The organism is Stenotrophomonas sp. PA-6-5C, from assembly GCF_021605635.1.
Classification (GTDB): Bacteria; Pseudomonadota; Gammaproteobacteria; order Xanthomonadales; family Xanthomonadaceae; genus Stenotrophomonas; species Stenotrophomonas lactitubi.
Window position 1 is genome coordinate 56,447 of sequence record NZ_WKEE01000020.1, and the last position, 22,916, is coordinate 79,362.

Consider the following 22,916-nt stretch of genomic DNA (forward strand, 5'->3'; position numbering starts at 1 on the left):
AATAGGCTCCTCGCAGGATTGGCGGTTCAATTCGCGCCTGTGGTCCGGCCATTGGTCAAAGTGGTACGACCAATAATGACGGATGCGACGCCCCCACCTGGTGGGGAACCTCCTGTTCCTGTCGAGAGCCCTCATGCAGCCCTGGCAACACGTGTACGACCCCGCTGGCAACCTGTGGTTGTCGAGCCTGATCGCGCTGCTGCCGATCGCCTTCTTCTTCATTGCCCTGGCCGTGCTGCGCATGAAGGGCTGGATCGCCGGCACCATCACCGTGGCCATCGCGCTTGGCGTGGCACTGCTGTTCTATCGCATGCCCGTTGCGCAGGCGCTGGGCGCGGCCGGCTTCGGCTTCGTCTATGGCCTGTGGCCGATCGCCTGGATCATCATCGGCGCGGTGTTCCTGTACAAGGTCTCGGTCAAGACCGGCCAGTTCGACATCATCCGTGCCTCGATCCTGTCGGTCACCGAAGACCAGCGGCTACAGATGCTGATGGTCGGCTTCGCCTTCGGAGCCTTCCTGGAAGGCGCGGCCGGGTTCGGTGCGCCGGTGGCGATCACCGCCGCGCTGCTGGTCGGGCTGGGCTTCAAACCGCTGTATGCGGCCGGCCTGTGCCTGATCGTCAACACCGCGCCGGTGGCGTTCGGCGCAATGGGCATTCCGATCATCGTGGCAGGGCAGGTGACGGGCCTGGACGCCTTCGAGATCGGCCAGATGGCGGGCCGCCAGCTGCCGTTCCTGACCATCATCGTGCTGTTCTGGATCATGGCGATCATGGATGGCTGGCGTGGCATCAAGGAAACCTGGCCGGCGGTGCTGGTGGCCGGTGGTTCGTTCGCCATTGCCCAGTACCTGACCTCCAACTTCATCGGCCCGGAACTGCCGGACATCACCGCCTCCTTGGCGTCGCTGGTCTGCCTGACCCTGTTCCTGCGCCGCTGGAAGCCGGTGCGGATCTTCCGCTTCGATACCGAAACCAGCGCCGAGGCGGCCGCACAGGCACTGGAAGCGCCGCGCCATAGCGTCGGCCAGATCGCCAAGGCATGGTCGCCGTTCCTGATCCTCACCGCGATGGTCACCGTGTGGAGCATCAAACCGTTCAAGTCGCTGTTCGCAGCGGGTGGCCCGCTTGAAGGCTGGGTGCTGAAGATTCCGGTGCCGGGCCTGGACCAGATGGTGCAGAAGATGCCGCCGATCGTCGATGCGCCGCTGAGCTATGAGGCGGTGTACAAGTTCGACTGGTTCTCGGCCACCGGTACGTCGATCATCCTCGCCGCGGTGATCGCGATCATCGCCCTGCGCATGCCGGCGCGGTCAGCGCTGCAGACCTTCGGTGAAACCGTGCGCGAACTGCGCATGCCGATCTTCTCGATCGGCATGGTGCTGGCGTTCGCCTTCATCGCCAACTATTCCGGCCTGTCGGCGACGTTGGCGCTGGCACTGGCGCACACCGGCAAGGCGTTCCCGTTCTTCTCGCCGTTCCTGGGCTGGTTGGGCGTGTTCCTGACCGGTTCGGATACCTCGTCCAACGCGCTGTTCTCGGCGCTGCAGGCGACCACCGCGCAGCAGATCGGCGTGTCCGACGTGCTGCTGGTAGCGGCCAACACCACCGGCGGCGTTACCGGCAAGATGATCTCGCCGCAGTCCATTGCCATTGCCTGCGCAGCGGTCGGCCTGGCTGGCAAGGAATCGGACCTGTTCCGCTTCACCGTCAAGCACAGCCTGATCTTCACCACGATGGTCGGCCTGATCACCCTGGCCCAGGCCTACTGGTTGACCTGGATGATTCCCTGAGCATGCAGCGCAGGCCGACCAACAGCGGCGTGCTTCGGGCCACAATGGCGCCATGAGCACACAACGGGTTTCGGACAAGGTGGCCGCGCAGCTGCGTGCGCTGGTGCAGGAACGGCAGCTGCAGCCGGGCGACAGGCTGCCGGCCGAGCGCACGCTGGCGGTTCAGCTGGGGGTCTCGCGCACCGCGCTGCGCGAGGCCATCGCGCAGCTGGCCAGCCACGGTCTGCTGACCGCACGCGTGGGTGGTGGCACCTATGTGAGCGAGCCCGCCGCACGGGCACGGCAGGCGCTGGATGAGCCCCTGGTGCCATACCTGCCGCTGTTCCAGGGCGACCCGGAATACCGCTTCGACGTGCTGGAAATCCGCCACGCGCTGGAAGGCGCCACGGCCTGGCACGCGGCGCTGCGCGCTACCGACGAGGACCGTGCGCGTATCGCCCAGGCGTTCCAGACCATGATGGACGCGCATGGCAAGGATGACCCTACCGGCGAAGCCGAGGCGGATGCGGCCTTCCACCTGTCCATCGCCGAGGCGTCGCACAATCTGGTGCTGCTGCAGGTGATGCGCGGGTTGTTCGAGCTGCTGCAGACCAACATCTCGCAGAGCCGGGAAAAGCTGTACACCTCGGCCAGGACGTTCTCGCCATTGTCCGACCAGCACCGCGAAATGATGGATGCGGTGCTGGCCGGCGACCCCGAACGTGCGCGCGCCGCCGCGCATGCCCACCTCGAGTTCGTGCACACCACGCTGCGCACCCTCGACGACAACGAAGCCCGGCGTACGCGCGCCTCGCGCCTGCCTTCCCCACACGGTTGACCCCATGATCATTTCCGCCTCCACCGATTACCGTGCAGCAGCCGAACGTCGGTTGCCGCCGTTCCTGTTCCACTACATCGATGGCGGCGCGTATGCCGAGCACACGCTGAAGCGCAACGTGTCCGACCTGTCCGACATCGCGCTGCGCCAGCGCATCCTGCGCAACATGTCCGACCTGAGCCTGGAGACCGAGCTGTTCGGCGAGAAGCTGGCGATGCCGGTGGCGCTGGCCCCGGTCGGCCTGACCGGCATGTATGCCCGCCGTGGCGAGGTACAGGCGGCGCGCGCGGCCGACAGCCGTGGCATCCCGTTCACGCTGTCCACCGTGTCGGTGTGCCCGATCGAAGAAGTCGCGCCAGCGATCCAGCGGCCGATGTGGTTCCAGCTGTACGTGCTGCGCGACCGTGGTTTCATGCGCAATGCGCTGGAGCGCGCGCAGGCGGCGGGTGTGACCACCCTGGTGTTCACGGTCGACATGCCGGTGCCGGGCGCGCGTTATCGTGACGCGCACTCGGGCATGAGTGGTCCGAATGCTGCAATGCGTCGCATCGGCCAGGCCATCACCCATCCGCGCTGGGCGTGGGACGTGGGCCTGCGCGGACGCCCGCATGACCTCGGCAACATCTCCACCTATCGCGGCAACCCGACCGGGCTGGAGGACTACATCGGCTGGCTGGGCAGCAACTTCGATCCGTCCATTTCGTGGAAGGACCTGGAGTGGATCCGCGAATTCTGGAAGGGCCCGATGGTGATCAAGGGCATTCTCGACCCCGACGATGCGCGTGACGCGGTCGCCTTCGGTGCCGATGGAATCGTGGTTTCCAACCATGGCGGCCGCCAGCTGGATGGTGTGCTGTCCACCGCACGCGCCTTGCCTGCCATTGCCGATGCGGTGCAGGGCGACCTGAAGATCCTTGCCGATTCCGGCATCCGCACCGGGCTGGACGTGGTGCGCATGCTGGCGTTGGGCGCCGATACCGTGCTGCTGGGTCGCGCGTTCGTTTATGCGCTTGCCGCGCAGGGCGAGGCCGGCGTGGCCAACCTGCTGGACCTGATCGCCAAGGAAATGCGCGTGGCGATGACCCTGACCGGCGCGCACCGCATTGCTGACATCGGCCGTGATTCGCTGGTGCGCCTGCCATGAGTGATCGCAACACGGTGCTGGCGCGGTTGCGCGCGGCGGTGGGGGACCGCCACGTACTGGCCGGCGACAAGGCCACCCGCCGCTTCCGTCGCGGCTATCGTTTCGGTGACGGCCCGGTATTGGCGGTAGTACGCCCGGGTACGCTGCTGCAGCTGTGGCACGTGCTGCAGGCGGCGGTGCAGGGGGGCGCGGCGATCATCCTGCAGGCAGCCAACACTGGCCTGACCGGCGGTTCCACCCCAGATGGCGATGACTACGGCCGGCCGATCGTGCTGGTCAGTACCCTGCGCCTGACCGGCATCCAGCTGTTGAACGAAGGCCGCCAGGTGCTATGCCTGCCCGGCGCGACGCTGGACCAGTTGGAGCAGACGCTGGCACCCCTCGGCCGCGAGCCGCACTCGGTGATCGGCTCGTCGTGCATCGGCGCCTCGGTGCTGGGCGGCATCTGCAACAACTCCGGTGGCGCGCTGGTGCGCCGTGGCCCTGCCTACACCGAGCTGGCGTTGTATGCGCAGGTTGATGCACAGGGCGAACTACAGCTGGTCAACCATCTGGGCATCGCGCTGGGCGATACGCCCGAGCAGATCCTGCAGCGTCTGCAGGACGGTGACTACCGCGCTGCAGACGTCAGCAATGGGGATGGCCGTGCTGCCTCCGATCCGCGTTACGCCGAGGAAGTGCGCAAGGTCGATGCCGATACCCCTGCACGCTTCAATGCCGATCCCAGCCGTCATTTCGAGGCAGCCGGATCTGCCGGCAAGCTGGCGGTGTTCGCCGTGCGCCTGGATACCTTCGAGAAGGAGGCCGCCGAGGTCTTCTATATCGGCAGCAACCGCACCGACAGCCTGACCGCGATCCGCCGCCAGCTGCTGACCGGCTTCGAGCGCCTGCCGATCGCCGGCGAGTACATCCACCGTGATGCCTATGACATCGGTGAGCGCTACGGCAAGGACAGTTTCCTGCTGATCGACAAGCTCGGCACCGCGCGCGTACCGGCCGCATTCGCGCTGAAGAGCCGGGTCGATGGCTGGTTCGAACGGCTTGGCCTTTGCGGCATCACCGATCGGGTGATGCAGGCGCTGACCGGTCTGCTGCCTTCGCACCTGCCCAAGCGCATGGGCGAGTTCCGCCAGCGTTACGAGCATCACCTGCTGCTGAAGGTTTCCGCACAGGATGCGGCCGCCACCGAGGCGTGGCTGCGCAGCTTCTTCAACGATCATGAAGGCGGGTACTTCCACTGCACGGCGGACGAAGGACGCAAGGCGTTCCTGCATCGCTTCGCCGTGGCCGGTGCCGCCGTGCGTTATCGCGAAGTGCACCGCGGGCAGGTGCAGGACATCGTCGCGCTGGACATCGCGCTGCGCCGCGATGACGCCGACTGGTTCGAGCAGTTGCCGGCTGATATCGATGGCCGCCTGCTGCACAAGCTGTACTACGGCCACTTCCTGTGCCACGTCTTCCACCAGGACTACATCGCGCGCAAGGGTGAAGACCCGATGGCCATCGAGCATGCGATGTGGGCGTTGCTGGACCAGCGCGGTGCCGAGTACCCGGCCGAGCACAACGTCGGCCACCTGTATCCGGCCAAGCCGGCGCTGGCCGGCTTCTACCGCACGCTGGACCCGAGCAATACCTTCAACCCCGGCATCGGCCAGACGTCGAAGGCGAAAGGGTGGGGTGGCTGCGACTGCGACGGGCACTGAGCCGCGACGCGGCGCCTGCGCTACCATCGGCCCCTCGCAAGGAAGTGCCGGCGCGCACAGGATGATCATGAATTCCACGCGTATTGCTTACGCCGTGCTGTCCGCCCTGCTGCTGGCATCGTCGCTGCCGGCAGCGGCGGACGTCGCACCCGTTCAACACGATGCTGCAGGCAACCGGTTGGAGGCACTATTGCTGCAGGGCGAGCAGGGAGCGGACGACCCCGAGCGCTACTGCACTGCCGATGGCCAGTGGTGCGTGCGGGCACTGCCTGCAGCGGGCGAAGACCAGCCGGCAGCGCTGGAAGTCGCCGAGCGTGGGGGTGATGCAGCCGAACCAAGCATGCGCCACGTTCCCATCAACGTGGTTGACGATGGTGACCTGCGGGTCTGGCCCTTCATCGTGCGCCTGGCCCCCGGCGCGGGTGCAGGCCAGGCCGTGGCCGATCCGCAACAGGCGGCACTGCAGAACGTGCTCGTCGGCGGCCTGCTGGAGGCCCGCGCGATGTATTCCGGTGGCGGTGCCAGCGCATCGACCCTGCAACTGGCGCGCATCCGTCATCTCGATGATGGCGTCCAGGTGGACGCCGACGTGCTGTCCGTTGCGTGGTCGGCCAACAAGATGATCCGGGCGTGCTTCAGCGAGCGCGATTTCGATCAGCGCGCCGGTGCCTGCCACGACGAGTACAGTTTCGAGGCGGAACTTGCGCTGGCGAGCGAAGGGCAGGGCATGCCCGTACTGCGCTACCGCACCGAGGCCAGCAACTATCCGGCCGGGGTATCGCCGCAGCGGGACTCGCTGGCCAAAGGAAAGTTGAAGAAGAAGGATCTGCGCACCGAGCAGGATGCGGAGTGCAGCTACACGCGCGTCTTCCGCTTCACCTCAGGGGCTTACCAGCCGGATCAGCCACTGCCGGAGTGCTCGGGCTACACCGAGCCTTGAACCATGGAGCCGGGCAGGTGCCCGGCTCCACGCGACGACGCTGGCGCGTTTACTCGCAGCGGGTGGCGGTGATGATGTTGTCCTTGTCCACGAACACGCGCAGGCGGTCCTGGCGGATGTCCTTGGTGGTGATGGTGGCCGGACCGATGGGATTGACCATGCCGGCGCCGCTTTCGCTGGACAGGCGGCGGATGTTCGGCTCGTTGGCCGGCTGGCCGATGGCCCAGCCCAGCTGGCTGGCATCGCAGCGGCCACTGCCCTTGACCTCCGGGCCGGGAGTGCTGACACAGGCCGACAGCAACAAGGCCGAGGCGGGCAGCAACAGAGTCAGGCGGATGGTCATGCGGGCGCTCCTGCGCAGGGGATTGGCGGCACGATAGCACTGACCGCGCGAAACCCGGCAGCGTTCGGGTCATTGCCCGCGCGGCCGCCGCACTGCATAGTGGCCGGCGTTGCCGGCAGCGTGCCGGCGGGCAGACCGGGCCAGTCCGGTGCAGGTGTTGGATCGGGTATGACGGCAGGCAGTGTGCGTGGCAGGCAGAACGCAGTGAAGGTGGTGGCAGTGCTGTCCCTGCTTTGCATGGCAGTGGCAGCCATGGCCGCCGAGCCGGTCGCAGCGCCCGCTGCCGAAACCCCGGTGTTTGGTGGCTGGCGCAACCTGCAGACCGAAGCCGGTTACGAGCCGGCGCAGCGCAATCTGGCGTTCGCGATGCTGCCGCAGGCCGCAACCCGTGGTGATCGCTTCGCGATCCTCGACCGTGAAGGCAAGCGCACGGTGTGCTGCCTGCAGGTGGCCAGCGAGTCGCTGGGTGTTGCCGCGCTGCGCGAGCAGTACCACCTGCCGCAGGCCGGGGTGACCGATCTGAGCAATGGCCGCAGCCCGGCGCGCCCGTACCTGCCGCATGTCTATGCGATGCAGCGGGTGGATGAACTGGCCGACTATGGTTTCGCTGATGTTGCCGGGGCCTACAGCGATCTGGGCGGGCTGCTGCTGCCCGACGCTGCCGCGCTGGGCGCCGACGGCAGCGAGGTGCGCCTGGGCGAAGCCCATTATCGCCTGCAGTTCCATCGCCAGCCGCTGGCCGATGACGATGGCGCACTGGACCGCTATACCCTGCAGGTGCTGCCTACGGGTGCACCGGTCGTGGTTGAAGTGCCGTTCGGCACCTACTGATTGCCACATCCCACTGGCTAGAATGGCGCGCGGCGCTGCCTGTCGCGCCTGATTCCGCGAGTTGTTGCCGTGCGATTTCTGCTGCTGCCCCTGATGTTGCTGGCCGGTTGTGCCAGCGCCCCCCCCGCGCCGCCGCCGGCGCATTCGGATGCGCTGTGGCGCCTGATCGAGCGTGATTGCCAGGGCGCACAGTCGCCACGCGGCGATTGCCTGCAGGTGCGCCCTGCCGTTGACCACCGCGATGTGCTGGTCAAGGATGCGCACGGCCACTATCAGTTCCTGCTGATGCCGCTGGACAAGGTCAGCGGCATCGAAAGCCCTGCACTGTACCGGCGTGGCGCACCCAATTACTTCGCCGCCGCCTGGCAGGCCCGCACGCGCACCGAACAGGCGCTGGGCCAGCCGCTGCCGCGCAGCGTCGCCAGCCTGGCATTGAATTCGCCGCATGGCCGTTCGCAGCACCAGCTGCACATCCACGTCGACTGCCTGCGCGCTGACGTGCTGCAGGCGCTGGAAGACAATCGCGCGACCCTCGGCACGCAGTGGGCACCGCTGCCGGTGCTGCTGCGCGGCCATCAGTACCAGGCGCGGCTGCTGCCCGGCGAAGCGCTGACTGCCAATCCGCTCAACCTGCTGGCCTATGGCCTGAGCGGTGTGGACAAGGTTGGCCAATGGAGTCTGCTGGTGGCGGGGCACGACGACGTGCACGGCGCGCCCGGCTTCATCCTGCTGGCCACGCAGCTGGACCCGGACAGTGGCAACGACGCCAGCGCCGAGGAGCTGCAGGACCATGCCTGCAGCGTGGTGACCGGCGCGGACGCTTCGCTGGAGCGGGTACGCTAGTTTCCCGCTGACTGCCGCTGCAGCCAGATGGGGGCAGTCAGGGCGTACAGCTGGCGGTCCTGCCAGCCCTCGGCATCCAGATGGTGGTCGCGCAGCAGGCCTTCGCGCTGGAAGCCGATCGCCTGCAGGGTAGCGACCAGTTCGCTGCCTGCATCGGGCGGCAGCAGGACGAACAAGCGACGGATCCCCACCTGTTCGAACAGGAACGTGCACAGCGCCTGCAACGAAGGGTGCAGCTGCCGCTGTCGAGGACAGCCTGCTGCATGCAGCCAGCGCAGTTCGACGCTGCGTGCATGCGCGCAATGCAGGCGCAGGTCCAGCTGGTCAAGCAGCTCACCCTCGGCGTCGAAGGTGCCGAGCAGCAGATGATCGTTGTCGTGCTGCAGCTGCGAACGCTGCACACCGCAGAGGAAGCGGGCTTCGGCATCGATGTGGGGGGGCAGGTCGCAGGCGCGTTCAACCTGCCGATAGTGGCGACGCCAGGTCACGAGGTCTGAGCGCTGCAGAGGGCGCAGCACGACAGGCCCGTGCTGTAGCAGCAGGAGGTGCCGGCGCAGCACGGGCCGAAGCGGCGGCAGGGAAGCAGGGAAATACCGGTTCATGGCGTGGGACGATGCCGCACCTGGGCGAACTGGAACAATGAAAGAAGTTGCAAACACGGTGTTGCCGACACCTGCGGTCTGATTCGGTTCAGGCATAAGGCCATCAGGCCTGGTCATTTCCGTTGCAACCATCCGTTCAGGACACTTTCGTTACGGGATCGTTATGCGCGCACAGACGCCAGCGCCCCGGACCACCCGCCCAACTCCCCCAGGAAGCCCATGTCCGCCTCTTCCCTGGCGCTGCGCCCGCGTCCGCTGGTGCTTGCCTTGTCGTCCCTGATGCTGGTCTCGTTGCCGGCCTTCGCGCAGGAAAGCGCACCCACCTCATTGCAGGAAGTGAAGGTCACCGGCTCGCGCATCCCGCGTGCCAGCGTCGAGGGGCCATCGCCGGTCACGGTGATCAGCCGCGAGCAGATCGATGCACAGGGCTACCGCAACGCATTCGATGCGTTGAGCGCGCTCACTGAAAACACCGGCAACGTGCAGGGCGAGGACTTCGGCAATACCTTCACCCCGGCGGCGAACACCATCAACCTGCGTGGCCTGGGCCCGAACCGCACGCTGGTGCTGGTCAATGGACGCCGCCAGGCCGACTATCCACTGGCCTACGAGGGCTCGGTGAACGTGGTCAACCTGGCCAACATCCCCAGTGCGTTGATCGAGCGCATCGAGGTGCTGGCCGCAGGCGCATCGGCGGTGTACGGCTCCGATGCGATCGCCGGCGTGGTCAACATCATCCTCAAGGACCGTTTCGACGGCGTGGACGTCAACGTGCGTGCCGGCGGCACCCAGCAGGGTGGTGGTGACAACCAGCGCGTGCAGGTGGTGGGCGGCAGCTCGGGCGAACGCTGGGAAGGCCTGTTCGGCTTCGAACTGGATGTGCGCAAGGCGATCCACGCGCGGCAGCGCGACTTCATGGATTCGCTGGACGATGATCCCACCGGCAAGGCGCCGCAGCCGACGGCCGTCGCCTATCGTCGCAACGCCGCCACCGGTCGCAACATCGATCCGGGCGTTGCCGGTTGCGATGCGGCCTCGGCCATCTACGGCGGCAGCGTGTTCCGCGCCAACAACCCTCGCCAGGGCGCGTACTGCGGCAGCAACGAAGCCGCTGCCAGCTACTGGACCGTGCAGACCGAGAAGCGCAACCTCAACGGCTACGGTCTGCTGACGTTCCACGTCAACGACACCACCGACCTGTTCGCCGATGTCGCTGTGGGCAGCGCACGGATCCACAACAACACGCGCGCGCCCACCTGGACCTCGTCACGCAACTATTTCTACAACCAGAATACGGGCAACCTGGAAAGCTGGTACCGCCGCTTCGCGCCAGAGGAAATCGGCGGCCTGCCACGCAACGCCAACCGTTTCCTGGAGAACTCGTGGTCGTTCAATGTCGGTGCGCGTGGCCAGTTCGGTGACAGCGGCTGGGACTACGAGGCGGTCTACAGCCGCTCGCGCTACGAGAACCGTACGCGCCGGCCGGTGTTGCTGGCCGGTATCAACGAGTACCTGCTCGGTCCGCAGCTGGGTGTACGCAACGGCGTGGAGGTCTACGTGCCGGATCCGTCGCGTCTTTTCCGGCCGCTGACACCCGATGAGTACGGTCGCCTGTCCGACTACCAGGAAAGCCGTAACGCTGCGTGGCTGCAGACCTTCAGCGCGACGGTCAATGGTCGCCTGTTTGCATTGCCGGGGGGCGATGCCGCGTTGGCCGCGGTGGTCGAAGCGGGCAGCCAGGGTTACCGCAACCGCCCGGACCCACGCCTGGGAACCGGCGAGTTCTGGAACACCAGCGCCGGCATCGGCGCCGGTGGCGAACGTGACCGCTATGCGGCGGGTGTTGAACTGCAGTTGCCGTTGCTGCAGTCGCTGACCACCACCCTGGCAGGCCGCTACGACCAGTACCGCGCCGGTGGCGAGCATCTCGGCAAGGCAACGTGGAGCTTCGGTGTCGAATTCCGTCCGATCGAAAGCCTGCTGATCCGTGGCACAGCAGCCACCAGCTTCCGTGCGCCGGACATGAACTATGTGTTCGCCACCGAGACCCGTGGCTACAACCCGGGCATGACCGACTACTGGCGTTGCCGCACCGCCGGCCAGTCGTACGACAACTGCGACTACAACGGCCTGTCGATCGACTACAGCAACCGCGCCAACCCGCAGCTGCAGCCGGAGTCGGCCAAGTCGTATGGCTTCGGCGTGGTCTGGTCGCCGCTGTCCGGGCTGGATTTCAGTGCGGACTACTACGACATCCGCATCGACAACGAGGTGACCAGCCTCGACACCAGCCGCATCCTGCGCGATGAAGCCGACTGCCGGCTGGGTCGTACCCTCGGCGGCGAAGCACGCGACATCGGCTCGCCACTGTGCCAGGACGCGCTGTCGCGGGTGATCCGCAACCCCTCCAATGCCACCGTGCAGCCGGACCAGGTGACCCGCGTGTTGATCAACCCGATCAATGCGGCATCGGAATCGGTGCGTGGCGTCGACCTGAAGGGCAACTGGCGCTTCGATGCGGGCCGCTATGGCCGCTTCACCACGCGTCTGGCCTACACCCTGGTGCTGGAGCACGAGTACAAGCAGTTTGCCGATGACGAAGTGCGCGACATCCGCAATTCGCTGGATGACTGGCAGTGGCGGAGCAAGGCCAATGGCAGCATCACCTGGAACCAGGGTGACTGGACCGCGACGATCTATGGCAACCGCTATGGCTCGTTGCCGAAGAGTGATGGCAGTGGCCGCATCGCGCCGTACATGACCTACAACGCCAGTGTGTTCCGCCAGTTCGGCGAGAACCTGACACTGGGTGTGATCGTCAACAACCTCCGCGACAGCCGGCCGCCGGCGGACAGGAATGGGGGTGGCTGGCCGTTCTATCCGGTCGGCAACTACGACCCGTATGGCCGTCAGTTCTGGGTGGAGCTGGATTACCGGTTCCGTTGATCGAAGCGCAAAACGAAAGGCCCGGCATTGCCGGGCTTTTCTCTATCTGGCACTTCGCTTCCAGCGCCATGGAGTGGCATGCTCACAAGGTCACCAGGGAGGAAACAGCGCATGGACGTTCGTCATCTGATGGTTGTGGTACTTGCAGTTGCGGGCTGCAGCAGCAAGGAAGAAGCACCTGCTGTCGCTGCCAAGGATGCCACGATGGCGCCCGCCGACCGGGTTGAGACAGCGACACCGGCACGTTCCGCTGCGACATCCGCCGGCACTGCCGCCGCTTCGCCAGGGCCTGCAGTCGTTGCTCCGGCGGCCACTCAATCGAGTGCGGCTTTCCTCTCTGGCGAAAGGAGCCTGTTGAGCGAGGGGGCGATGTCCGTCGAAAGATTCCAGGCGGTGGTCGGCTCGAACAAAGCATTCGCACAGGCGGTCGGCCAGTTCGAGCAGGACGTGGCACGCAACCCGGAAGCGCAGGATCTGACCGCGCTGTACAGGTCAGCGGTGACCGCCGCACTGGACGGAAATACGGACCTTGTCTCGTTCGCGTGCGGCTACAGCCTGTGCCTGGGCGAGATCCGCAGCCGGACCGACGACGGCTTCAGCGCTTGGGCGCGCTCCTTCGGTGACGGCAATACGCCCCCCGTCTATGCATTCGCAACGGCCGAGTACACCCTGGGCCGGAACCTGCATTCGGGCCGCTTCGTGTTCTCCGCCGATCCGGCTGCAAACGGCATCACCACCCAGTAGGCGAAGGCATGCTGGGCCGACGAAACGCTACGGCAGTGCCTGCACCAGGTACGACTCGATGACGTAGCTGAAAGGCTGTTGCTGGCGATCGCGCAGCAGAGCGCGCACTTCCAGGATCACGCCACGGTCGGCTTCGCTGCGTGGCGGCCAGAAGGTCTGGTCGGTGAGGGTCTGGCGCTGGAAGCCGAGCGGACCGACCACGCGGCCGAACGGCTCATCGGTGGTGTCGAGCACCTGGTTCATGGCCGGGCTGAGATGGTCGGGCAGGTACCAGTTGTCGGCCTCGGACAGCACGCGGCTGCCGCAGGCCAGCTGCACGCGGCGGTAACGCAGCGGTGTGGAGGCAGTGGCGCCCAGGGCCTGCAGCACGTCGGCCGGCGCGGTCTTGTCCTGGCCATGCACACGCACGGCACGAACCCGGGCCTGCTCGGCCAGGCCGTGCTCGGCGCACCAGCTTTCGAGGGTGGCGGTAGCGCTCTGGCCGGCCAGCACGCGCTGGTGCAGCACCTCGACCAGCGCGGCCGAGGCGATCCGCTGCTGGCCCGGCGGCGCCTGCAGGGGCGCGCTGGCGCTGGCATCGGTGGCGGACAGGCTGGCGATCGGGGCGGCGGCCAGCAGGGACGCGGCCTGCCAGCGGCGAAGACGATCGTGGCGGTCGGACGGGCCCATGCGGCATCACAGCGGAAACAGGCGCCCATGTTACCCGTTCAGGCGTGTATCCGGCGTCCCTGCGGCGCAGGGTCGCGGGCGGGATTCATCGTGCCGGTGAATGCATGGCATGCAGATATTTCGTTGGCCGATGGCAGCGGCGCCGTGCAGGATGGCGCCAGTGTTGGCTTTCCGGGAGATCCAGATGACCCTGCAGTTCGTCCATGGTGGCGTCGATCGCGACGGTACCCCACTGCATTTCCACGTCCGTGATGGCCGTTTCGTCGGCATCAATGGCGACGATGCCGCACCGGAGGGAGCCGAAAGCGTCGACCTGACCGGCTTTACTGTCCTGCCGGGCCTGGTCGACGGCCATATCCATCTGGACAAGAGCTTCGTCGGCGACCGCTGGCATCCGCATCAGCCGGTGAACAGCCTGCGCGAGCGCCTGGCAGTGGAAAAGACCGCGATTGCTGCCGCTGCACCGATGGCGGACCGTGCCGAGGCGCTGATCCGCCAGTGCAGCGGATTCGGTACGGTGGCGATGCGTTGCCACGTCGACATCGATGGCAGTACCGGCCTGCAGCATCTGCACGCCGTGCGCGAGGCGGCGCTGCGCTGTGCCGACATCATGCGCATCCAGCTGGTGGCGTTCCCGCAGGCGGGGGTGATGTCGTGCCCGGGTACGGCGGCGGTACTGGAGCAGGCGATCGCCGCAGGCGTGGAAGTACTGGGTGGCATCGACCCGAGCACGCTGGACGGGGATGCGGACGGCCAGCTTGCGTTGTTGTTCGGGCTGGCCGAGCGCTATGGCGTGCGCCTGGACATCCATCTGCACGAGCCGGGCGAGACCGGGCTGGCGCAGCTGCTGCGGATCGCTGCGCGCACGCGCGCGGCGGGCCTGCAGGGCAGGGTGGCGGTCAGTCACGCTTATGCGCTGGGCGAGGTGCCATTGGCGCGGGCGCTGCAGGTGGGTGAGGCGTTGGCTGCCGCAGGCGTGGCGATCATGAGCAACGCGCCGGGCGACCATCCGTTCCCGCCGTTGCGCGCACTGCACGACGCGGGTGTACGCGTGTTTGCCGGCAACGACAACATCCGCGACTGCTGGTGGCCCTATGGCAATGGCGACCTGCTGCAGCGGGCGATGCTGCTGGGCTATCGATCGGGCTTCTACACCGATGCGGACCTGATGCTGGCGTTGGACATGGTCACCACCCATGCGGCGGAGGTGGTCGGGTTGCCACAGTACGGCATTGCAGATGGTCTTCCGGCCACGTTCGTGGCGGTGCGTGCCGACCATGGCCCGGCGGCGGTGGCTGCAGTGCCGGGCGAGCGACGCGTGGTGGTCGCCGGGCGCTGGCTGTAGCGGCCGGGCTGCGCCCGGCACCCATTGGTAGTGCCGGCCGCTGGCCGGCAACCTCAGCAACAGCAACAGCAACAGCAACGGCAACGGCAACAGCCGAAGCAACGGCAACAGCTGGGTTCCGTGGGATGGCGGGGCGGTGTCGGATTGCGGGGACGCCGCAAGTACGTCCTTGTAGGCTTGGCCGCGGCTTGCTCGTGTGCGCTGTCCTGCGCACACGGCAAGACCGGGGTTGGGCATCCTGCCCAACCCGCCCGAGGCATGCCTCGGGCCCATGCCGCGGACACCCCGCAATCCGACACCGCCCCACCTTCGACAGTTTTCTGGTGTCTGATGGACCCATCCCATGCTGGATGAATCTCCATCGAAATCGAATATTTCGATATCTGGTCGAAGAGCATCCACGCATGGCGTGGATCTACGTGTCGACCAAGGTCGACACCCACCAAGAGCAGGCCATGCCATTCCCACAGATCGCGGGAATCTATCGAAGGCGGGGTGGGTCCGGTGGCAGGGGCGTGAGCCGCATGGATGCGGCGACCGAGCTTACATGGACGTACTTGCAGCGGCCCCTGCCACCGGACCCACCCCGCCATCCCTCAGGAAGCCTGCTGTTGCTGTTGTTGCTTCGGCTGTTGAGGTTGCCGGCCAGCGGCCGGCACTACCCGTGAGTGCAGGGCGCAGCCCTGCCAACCTTTCACTCCGGCTCGCGCTGCACCTGCCGCCAGAGTTCAGCGGCCAGCGCACGCACCGCATCATCGGCATCGGCGCGATGCAGCAGGCCGATCTCGTAGTTGTCGACCACCGGCAGCTCGCGCTCGCCATCGATGATGCGGTGTTCGCGATTGACCGCGCGACGTGGCAGCAGGCTGATGCCGATGCCGTCGGCCACCGCGCCCTGGATGCCGCTCAGCGAGGAACTGGTGAACGCGATACGCCAGCGCAGGCCAAGGGCTTCGACGGCCTGGATCATCTCGTCGCGGTACAGCCCACGCGGCGGGAAGGTGACCAGTGGCAGCGGGTCCTGCTGCAGGCTGCTGCTGCGCAGGCTGTCGATCCAGTGCATCGGTTCGCGCCGGCAATGCACGGCCTGGCGGGTGTTGCGGCGCTGCTTGACCAGCACCAGGTCCAGCTCGCCATGATCAAAGCCATGGGCCAGATCACGGCTGAGGCCGCTGCTGATTTCCAGCTTGACCTGCGGGTGGCGGCGGCTGAAGGCAGCGAGCATGCGCGTGGTCTGTGCGTTGACGAAGTCCTCCGGCACACCGATGCGCACCGCGGTCTCCACGGTGGCGCCGGCCAAGGCCTGGGCCAGCTCCTCGTTCAGATCCAGCATGCGCCGGGCATAGCCCAGCAGGGTGTGCCCGGCATCGGTGGGATGCACGTCGCGGTGGCCGCGCTCGAGCAGGCGATGCCCGGCCAGTTCCTCCAGCCGCCGCACCTTCTGGCTGACCGTGGACTGGGTGGAATGCAGGCGGGTGGCCGCCGTGGTGAAGCTTCCGCAGTCGGCGACCATCACCAAGGCCCGCAGCAGGTCCAGTTCGAACACTGTTCTATTCGATTTGGCACTGTCTTGCATTTGAACATTTCACTTCTGGATACCCGTGCCGACTTCTACCATGCAGGGCAGGGGCCGGCAATGGCCGGCGCCATCGCGCATGAGGAGAGTCACGATGCACCACCCTCGCTCCCGGCAGCGCCGTTCGGCATTGGCTCGCATGCTGTTGTTGTGTCTGTTGGTCATGGTGATCCCGGCGTGCACGGCGACTTCCCGAAGCGACGCCGATGCGCAGCTGCGCGATGCCGCCGGGCGCGGCGATGTCGAGGCCGTGCGCGAGGCACTGGACGCGGGTGCCGATCTGGAAGCCCGTGACGGCCAGGGCCGCACGCCGCTGCTGCTGGCCACCCACGGCAACAACGTGGACGCGGCGCGTGAGCTGATCGAGGCCGGCGCCGACGTCAATGCCAAGGACACGATGCAGGACAGCGCCTACCTGTACGCCGGCGCGCGCGGCCTGGATGAGATCCTGGCGCTGACGCTCGCGCACGGTGCAGACCTGCGCAGCACCAACCGCTATGGCGGTACCGCGCTGATTCCTGCCGCCGAACGCGGTCATGTCGCCACCGTGCGTACGCTGCTGCGCGCCGGCGTGGCGGTGGACCATGTCAATCGCCTGCACTGGACTGCGCTGCTGGAGGCGATCCTGCTCGGCGATGGCGGCGCGCGCCACGTGCAGATCGTGCAGCTGCTGCTGGAGGCCGGTGCCAACCCCGAGCTTGCCGATGGCGACGGCGTAACGCCGCTGGCGCATGCCCGGCAACGCGGCTACCCCAACATCGAAACCCTGCTGCGCCAGCACGGCGCGACGCGCTGACAACCGCTCCTTCCACCCGCACGCTGCCGTGCCCACCAGGATGCTCTCCATGTTCCGTTCCCGTCCGTTGTCCCTTGCCATCCTTCTTGCCGTTGCACCGCTGTCGGCGTCTGCCGCCGAACGCGCCGATCTGCTGATCCGCAACGCCACGGTGGTCGATGTCGAGCACGCACGCAGCGTGCCCAGGCAGAGCGTGGTCATCCGTGGCGAGGACATCGTCGCAGTTGGCCCCGATGCGCAGGTGCGCAGCCAGTGGAGTACCAGCCGCCAGATCGACGCCAAGGGCAAGTACCTGATTCCGGGCCTGTGGGACATGCACGTGCACTTCGGCGGCGGCCCGGCGCTGGTGGAGGAGAACAAGGCGCTGCTGCCGCTGTACATCGCCCATGGCATCACCACGATCCGTGACTGCTCCGGGGATCTTCCGCAGCAGGTGCTGCAGTGGCGCGGCGAAATCGCCAACGGCACGCTGTTCGGTCCGCGCCTGCTGACGTCCGGTGCGAAGATCGAAGGCATCAAGCCGGTCTGGAAGGGCACGATCGAGGTGGGCAGCAAGGCCGACGCGGACAAGGCGATCGAGCGCCTGCAGCACGACAAGGTCGACTTCGTGAAGATCACCGACAGCACGCTGACCCCGGACCTGTTCCTGTACTCGGCCAGCGCCGCGCGCAAGGCGGGTTTCAAGGCCTCAGGCCATATTCCGATGGCGTTGACGGTGGAACAGGCAGTGGATGCAGGCCTGGCCTCGATCGAACATCTGGACTATGCCTTCAAGGCGGGCAGCAAGGATGAAGCGCAGATCGCCGCCGATTTCGGCGCCGGGCGCATCGACCGCGCCGAGGCCAACCGCCGGCTCGACGCCAGCTTCGATCGCGAAACCGCGCTGCATGCCTATCGTGATTTCGCCAAGCGCGGCGTGTTCGTGACGCCGACGCTCAATGGTGGCCGTATCCTCGACTTCCTCGACCAGGACGACCACGCCAACGACCCCTATCTGGCTTACATCGGCCCGGGCCTGCGTGCGACCTATACCTGGCGCGTGGAGCGAGCTGCAAAGGCGACGCCGGCGCAGATCGAGGCGCGCCATGCGCAGTACCACCAGGTGGCCGCAGTGCTGCCGTTGTTGCAGGAAGCGGGGGTGACGATCATCGCCGGCACCGATGCGGGCTTCCTCAATTCGTTCAACTACCCGGGTATCGGCCTGCACCAGGAGTTGCAGCTGTTCGTGAAGGAAGGCCTGAGCGCACCGCAGGCGCTGTCCGCCGCGACCCGCTCCGGCCCGGCCTGGTTTGGCCAGATGCAGCGCTATGGCGGTGTCGCCACGGGCAAGGCCGCCGATCTGGTACTGCTGACCGCCAACCCGCTGCAGGACATCACCGCCACCGAAAAGATCGACAGCGTGATCCTGCGCGGCGATGTATACGACCGCACGGCGCTGGACAGGATGCTGGCCGACACCAAGGCCAAGGTCGCCGCGTGGAATGCCGAGTCAGCGACCAGTACTGGGCCGTAATCAGACCTGTGCAGCCGGCGGGGCGGGGTGCGACGTGCATATCACGCGCACGCCCGCCCTTTTTGTGCGCTGCGCAATATCGTCGGCACCGGGCCGCAGCACCCTGGCTGTGGGCTCCTTAGAGCGGTGATGCAGATCACAGAACCGGTGTGAAGTCTGCTTATTGCACGCGCTCTACACGGAATTTCCATGCAGCGTTCACCTGTCTCCCATGTAAATCGACTTCATCGGACGGGGGAAATGATGGTCGACGTCCGACAGCCCTGACCGCGCTTACACGCGCGCTTCGGTGACTCCAGACAAGAGGATTGTCGTACATGCATTTCGACCACGCACCCAGACCGTAATCCGCTGCAGTGGCATAGCCGGACGCGCACGTCGCACATCCGGTTGCCAAGCCTTTCCTGAAGGTCCGTTCGACCAGCCGCGCTCTGCGCAGGCTGCGGACGACTTCACCCAGACATCCATCGAACTGCCGTGCCAGCGTCATCGCTGTGCGTGTCGTTGTTCTGCGCATGGCGGTGCCCCATTGATCAGAGGACCGTCCCATGGCTATCCGCGTCAAGGTTGTTCCGGTCAGTGAAACCATCACCGCCGATACCCCGGCCACCACCGTCGCCAACAACGTCGTGGTGCTGCGACAGAGCAGTGACGTCGCATTGGATATCGACCCGGACCAGGTAGCGGGCTACGTGAAGGATGGCCAGGATCTGGTGGTCCAGCTCAAGAGCGGCGAAAACGTACGCATCGCCAATTTCTACGTCGACGGGCAGGCCCCGAGCCAACTGTTCCTGGTCGACGAGGAAAAGCTCGTTGCCGTTGACCTGCCAGCAACAGCCAGTGATGGCCCTCTGGTCGCGAGCTACCTGCCGCAGGAAACCCTGGCCGGATTCGAGTCGATGACCACTGCCGGCGCTGCCACCACCGGCAGCGGTGTCAGTGGCGCGATGATCCTTGGCGGTCTTGCCGCAGTGGGTGCGGCGGTAGCCCTGGCCAACAGCGGGGGTGATGGCGACGGTGGAACGTCCCCGCCGCCGCCCGCGCCACCGCCGCCGGACACCACTGCACCTTCGGCACCCACCGCACTGACGGTCAGTGCGGATGGCCGTACCTTGACCGGCCGCGGCGAAGCGGGCGCCACCGTGCGCGTGGACAGCAACGGCGACGGACGACCGGATGCAACCGGCACCGTGGGCGCCGACGGCCGCTTCAGCATCACGCTGTCGCCGCCGCTGACGAACGGCGAACAGATCACCGTGACCCTGGCCGATGCGGCTGGCAACGTGAGCGGACCCGGGCAGGTGACCGCACCGGATACCACGCCGCCTGCGGCTGCCACCAACGTGGTGGTGGCCGACGACGGCAGCAGCGTGAGTGGCAATGGCGAACCCGGCGCGACCGTGGGTGTGGATACCAACGGCGATGGTCAACCGGACATCACCGGTGTGGTGGGCAGCGATGGCCAGTTCACGCTTCCGCTGGATCCGCCGCTGATCAATGGTGAAACCGTCAGCGTGGTGGTTACCGACCCGGCCGGCAACAGCAGTCCGCCGGTGTCGGTGCAGGCGCCGGACTACCCGGATGCCCCGCTGCTGGACGCCAGCAATGGCAGCATCATTTCCGGCACGGCTGGCGCCGGGCTGACCATCGTGCTGACCGACGGCGATGGCAATCCGATCGGCCAGACTGTGGCCGATGCCAATGGCGACTGGAGCTTTACCCCGCCCACGCCGCTGCCCGATGGCACGGTTGTGAACGCGATCGCCCAGGACAGCGCAGGCAACAACAGCCCGACGGCCTCGATCACCGTGGACGCCCTGGCACCCGCTGCGCCGGTGGTTGATCCCAGCAACGGCGCGACCATCAGCGGCACCGCTGAAGCGGGTGCAACCGTGATCCTGACTGACGGCAGCGGCAATCCGATCGGTCAGGTCGTCGCCGATGGCAGTGGCAACTGGAGCTTCACGCCGGGCACGCCGTTGGCCGACGGCACGGTGGTCAATGCCACTGCGACCGATGCGGCAGGCAACAGCAGCGGGCCGGGCAGCACGACCGTGGATGCGGTGCCGCCGGCCGTGCCGACCGTCGACCTGAGCAACGGCAGCAGCCTGAGCGGCACTGCCGAACCGGGCAGCACCGTGACCCTGACCGACGGCAGTGGCAATCCGATCGGCCAGGTCACCGCCGATGGCAGTGGCAACTGGAGCTTCACGCCAGGCACGCCATTGGCTGACGGCACCGTGGTCAATGTGGTGGCTGAGGATGCCGCCGGCAACAGCAGCCCGGCAGCCACCGTCACGGTCGACGCCAGTGCGCCTGCCGCACCGGTGCTCAACGCGAGCAATGGCTCGGTCATCAGCGGTACCGCCGAGGCCGGCGCGACCGTGACCCTGACCGATGGCAGCGGCAATCCGATCGGTCAGGTTACTGCCGATGGCAGTGGCAACTGGAGCTTCACCCCGGGCACGCCGCTGGCCAATGGCACGGTGATTGTCGCTACGGCGACCGACCCTACCGGCAACACCGGCCCGCAGGCTGCCACCACGGTGGACGCCCTGGCACCCGCTGCGCCGGTGGTTGATCCCAGCAACGGCGCGACCATCAGCGGCACCGCTGAAGCGGGTGCAACCGTGATCCTGACTGACGGCAGCGGTAACCCGATCGGTCAGGTCGTCGCCGATGGCAGTGGCAACTGGAGCTTCACGCCGGGCACGCCGTTGGCCGACGGCACGGTGGTCAATGCCACTGCGACCGATGCGGCAGGCAACAGCAGCGGGCCGGGCAGCACGACCGTGGATGCGGTGCCGCCGGCCGTGCCGACCGTCGACCTGAGCAACGGCAGCAGCCTGAGCGGCACTGCCGAACCGGGCAGCACCGTGACCCTGACCGACGGCAGTGGCAATCCGATCGGCCAGGTCACCGCCGATGGCAGTGGCAACTGGAGCTTCACGCCAGGCACGCCATTGGCTGACGGCACCGTGGTCAATGTGGTGGCTGAGGATGCCGCCGGCAACAGCAGCCCGGCAGCCACCGTCACGGTCGACGCCAGTGCGCCTGCCGCACCGGTGCTCAACGCGAGCAATGGCTCGGTCATCAGCGGTACCGCCGAGGCCGGCGCGACCGTGACCCTGACCGATGGCAGCGGCAATCCGATCGGTCAGGTTACTGCCGATGGCAGTGGCAACTGGAGCTTCACCCCGGGCACGCCGCTGGCCAATGGCACGGTGATCGTCGCTACGGCGACCGACTCCACCGGCAACACCGGCCCGCAGGCTGCCACCACCGTGGACGCCCTGGCACCTACTGCACCAGTGGTTGATCCCAGCAACGGCGCGACCATCAGCGGCACCGCTGAAGCGGGTGCAACCGTGATCCTGACTGACGGCAGCGGCAATCCGATCGGTCAGGTCGTCGCCGATGGCAGCGGCAACTGGTCGTTTACACCTGCGACTCCGCTTGCCAACGGCACGGTGGTCAACGCGGTGGCCCAGGACGCGGCGGGCAACATCGGTCCGCAGGCCACCACCACAGTGGATTCCCTTGCCCCAGCGGTGCCGGTGGTCAATCCGAGCAACGGCAATGTGCTTACCGGTACCGCCGAGGCGAACAGCAGCGTCACCTTGACTGATGGCAGTGGCAACCCGATCGGCCAGGTCATTGCCGATGGCAGTGGCAACTGGACGTTCACTCCAGCGGTACAACTGGCCAACGGCACGGTGGTGAATGCCACTGCGACCGATGCGGCCGGCAATACCAGCCCTCCCGGCAGCACCACGGTCGACGCGTCGTTGCCGTCGATCCCGCAGGTCGACCCGAGCAATGGCTCGGTCATCAGTGGCACCGCCGACGCCGGCAACACAATCATCATTACCGACGGCGGTGGCAATCCGATCGGCCAGGTTACCGCCGACGGCAGCGGCAACTGGTCGTTTACCCCCGGAGTACCGCTGCCGGACGGCACGTTGGTCAATGTGGTGGCCCGCAGCCCTGGCGGCACTGACAGTGCACCGGCGGTGATCACCGTCGATGGTCTGGCTCCGGCGGCGCCGGTAATCGACCCGAGCAACGGGACAGAGATCAGTGGCACCGCCGAAGCGGGTGCAACCGTGATTCTCACTGACGGCGGCGGCAACCCGATCGGGCAGGTCACCGCCGACGGCAGCGGCAACTGGAGCTTCACGCCAGGCACGCCATTGGCTGACGGCACCGTGATCAATGCGGTGGCCCAGGACCCGGCCGGCAACACCAGCGGCCCGGCCAGCGTCACCGTTGATGCGCTCGCGCCCTCGGCACCGATCATCAATCCCAGCAA

At 66.8% G+C, this 22,916-nt stretch carries 17 protein-coding genes; 13 read left to right on the forward strand and 4 right to left on the reverse strand.

The features are described 5' to 3' along the window. The first annotated feature begins 133 nt into the window (after positions 1 to 133). From lldP to GIW57_RS10875, 5 genes are all read left to right on the forward strand, one after another. A complete protein-coding gene (gene lldP, locus GIW57_RS10855; RefSeq protein ID WP_100460308.1) occupies positions 134 to 1,792 on the forward strand; it encodes an L-lactate permease in 1,659 nt (552 codons plus the stop codon). 52 nt (positions 1,793 to 1,844) lie between these two features. Further along, a complete protein-coding gene (lldR, locus tag GIW57_RS10860) occupies positions 1,845 to 2,609 on the forward strand; it encodes a transcriptional regulator LldR (RefSeq protein WP_100460307.1) in 765 nt (254 codons plus the stop codon). 4 nt (positions 2,610 to 2,613) lie between these two features. Further along, positions 2,614 to 3,753: an FMN-dependent L-lactate dehydrogenase LldD gene (gene lldD, locus GIW57_RS10865; protein WP_100552785.1), complete on the forward strand. Its 1,140-nt coding sequence runs from the start codon at positions 2,614 to 2,616 to the stop codon at positions 3,751 to 3,753. Next, positions 3,750 to 5,456, forward strand: a complete 1,707-nt coding sequence (dld, locus tag GIW57_RS10870) for a D-lactate dehydrogenase (RefSeq protein WP_236510657.1) — start codon at positions 3,750 to 3,752, stop codon at positions 5,454 to 5,456. The genes lldD and dld overlap by 4 nt, the downstream gene beginning before the upstream one ends. A gap of 67 nt (positions 5,457 to 5,523) precedes the next feature. Next, positions 5,524 to 6,396 carry a hypothetical protein gene (locus GIW57_RS10875; protein ID WP_236510659.1) on the forward strand — a complete coding sequence of 291 codons (873 nt, stop codon included), beginning with the start codon at positions 5,524 to 5,526 and terminating at the stop codon, positions 6,394 to 6,396. A 49-nt stretch (positions 6,397 to 6,445) separates the two neighbouring features. Here the strand turns inward: GIW57_RS10875 and GIW57_RS10880 are convergent, their stop codons facing one another. Next, complete coding sequence (locus GIW57_RS10880) at positions 6,446 to 6,739, reverse strand: hypothetical protein (protein WP_025878511.1); 294 nt, start codon at positions 6,737 to 6,739, stop codon at positions 6,446 to 6,448. Positions 6,740 to 6,907: 168 nt separating this feature from the next. Between GIW57_RS10880 and GIW57_RS10885 the strand changes: the two genes are divergently transcribed. Both GIW57_RS10885 and GIW57_RS10890 read left to right on the forward strand, forming a co-directional pair. Next, positions 6,908 to 7,570, forward strand: a complete 663-nt coding sequence (locus tag GIW57_RS10885) for a decarboxylase (RefSeq protein ID WP_100460304.1) — start codon at positions 6,908 to 6,910, stop codon at positions 7,568 to 7,570. Between the two features lie 51 nt (positions 7,571 to 7,621). Next, a complete protein-coding gene (locus tag GIW57_RS10890) occupies positions 7,622 to 8,413 on the forward strand; it encodes a CDP-diacylglycerol diphosphatase (protein ID WP_265350021.1) in 792 nt (263 codons plus the stop codon). Here the strand turns inward: GIW57_RS10890 and GIW57_RS10895 are convergent. Then, on the reverse strand, positions 8,410 to 8,901 hold the full coding sequence (locus tag GIW57_RS10895) for a GNAT family protein (protein ID WP_236510662.1): 492 nt from the start codon (positions 8,899 to 8,901) through the stop codon (positions 8,410 to 8,412). The two genes, GIW57_RS10890 and GIW57_RS10895, sit on opposite strands and share 4 nt — an antisense overlap. A 333-nt stretch (positions 8,902 to 9,234) precedes the next feature. Here GIW57_RS10895 and GIW57_RS10900 point away from each other — a divergent pair, with 333 nt between their 5' ends. Both GIW57_RS10900 and GIW57_RS10905 read left to right on the forward strand, forming a co-directional pair. Further along, the gene (locus GIW57_RS10900; protein WP_236510665.1) at positions 9,235 to 11,961 is read left to right on the forward strand and encodes a TonB-dependent receptor; all 2,727 of its coding nucleotides are present in this window, start codon (positions 9,235 to 9,237) and stop codon (positions 11,959 to 11,961) included. 369 nt (positions 11,962 to 12,330) lie between these two features. Further along, complete coding sequence (locus GIW57_RS10905) at positions 12,331 to 12,705, forward strand: hypothetical protein (RefSeq protein ID WP_236510668.1); 375 nt, start codon at positions 12,331 to 12,333, stop codon at positions 12,703 to 12,705. A 27-nt stretch (positions 12,706 to 12,732) separates the two neighbouring features. Here the strand turns inward: GIW57_RS10905 and GIW57_RS10910 are convergent, their stop codons facing one another. Next, a complete protein-coding gene (locus tag GIW57_RS10910; protein ID WP_236510670.1) occupies positions 12,733 to 13,374 on the reverse strand; it encodes a hypothetical protein in 642 nt (213 codons plus the stop codon). A 184-nt stretch (positions 13,375 to 13,558) separates the two neighbouring features. Between GIW57_RS10910 and GIW57_RS10915 the strand changes: the two genes are divergently transcribed. Then, positions 13,559 to 14,719 carry an amidohydrolase family protein gene (locus tag GIW57_RS10915; RefSeq protein ID WP_236510673.1) on the forward strand — a complete coding sequence of 387 codons (1,161 nt, stop codon included), beginning with the start codon at positions 13,559 to 13,561 and terminating at the stop codon, positions 14,717 to 14,719. A 694-nt stretch (positions 14,720 to 15,413) separates the two neighbouring features. Here the strand turns inward: GIW57_RS10915 and GIW57_RS10920 are convergent. Then, positions 15,414 to 16,295, reverse strand: a complete 882-nt coding sequence (locus GIW57_RS10920; RefSeq protein ID WP_100460297.1) for a LysR substrate-binding domain-containing protein — start codon at positions 16,293 to 16,295, stop codon at positions 15,414 to 15,416. Positions 16,296 to 16,389: 94 nt separating this feature from the next. On the opposite strand from GIW57_RS10920, the gene GIW57_RS10925 reads away from it, so the two are divergent. The 3 genes from GIW57_RS10925 to GIW57_RS10935 form a co-directional block, all read left to right on the forward strand. Next, complete coding sequence (locus tag GIW57_RS10925; RefSeq protein WP_236510676.1) at positions 16,390 to 17,091, forward strand: ankyrin repeat domain-containing protein; 702 nt, start codon at positions 16,390 to 16,392, stop codon at positions 17,089 to 17,091. A gap of 49 nt (positions 17,092 to 17,140) precedes the next feature. Beyond that, a complete protein-coding gene (locus GIW57_RS10930) occupies positions 17,141 to 18,604 on the forward strand; it encodes an amidohydrolase family protein (RefSeq protein ID WP_236510678.1) in 1,464 nt (487 codons plus the stop codon). A 548-nt stretch (positions 18,605 to 19,152) separates the two neighbouring features. Continuing rightward, positions 19,153 to 22,916: Ig-like domain-containing protein (locus GIW57_RS10935; RefSeq protein WP_236510681.1), on the forward strand; the 3,764-nt coding region annotated here is incomplete at its 3' end.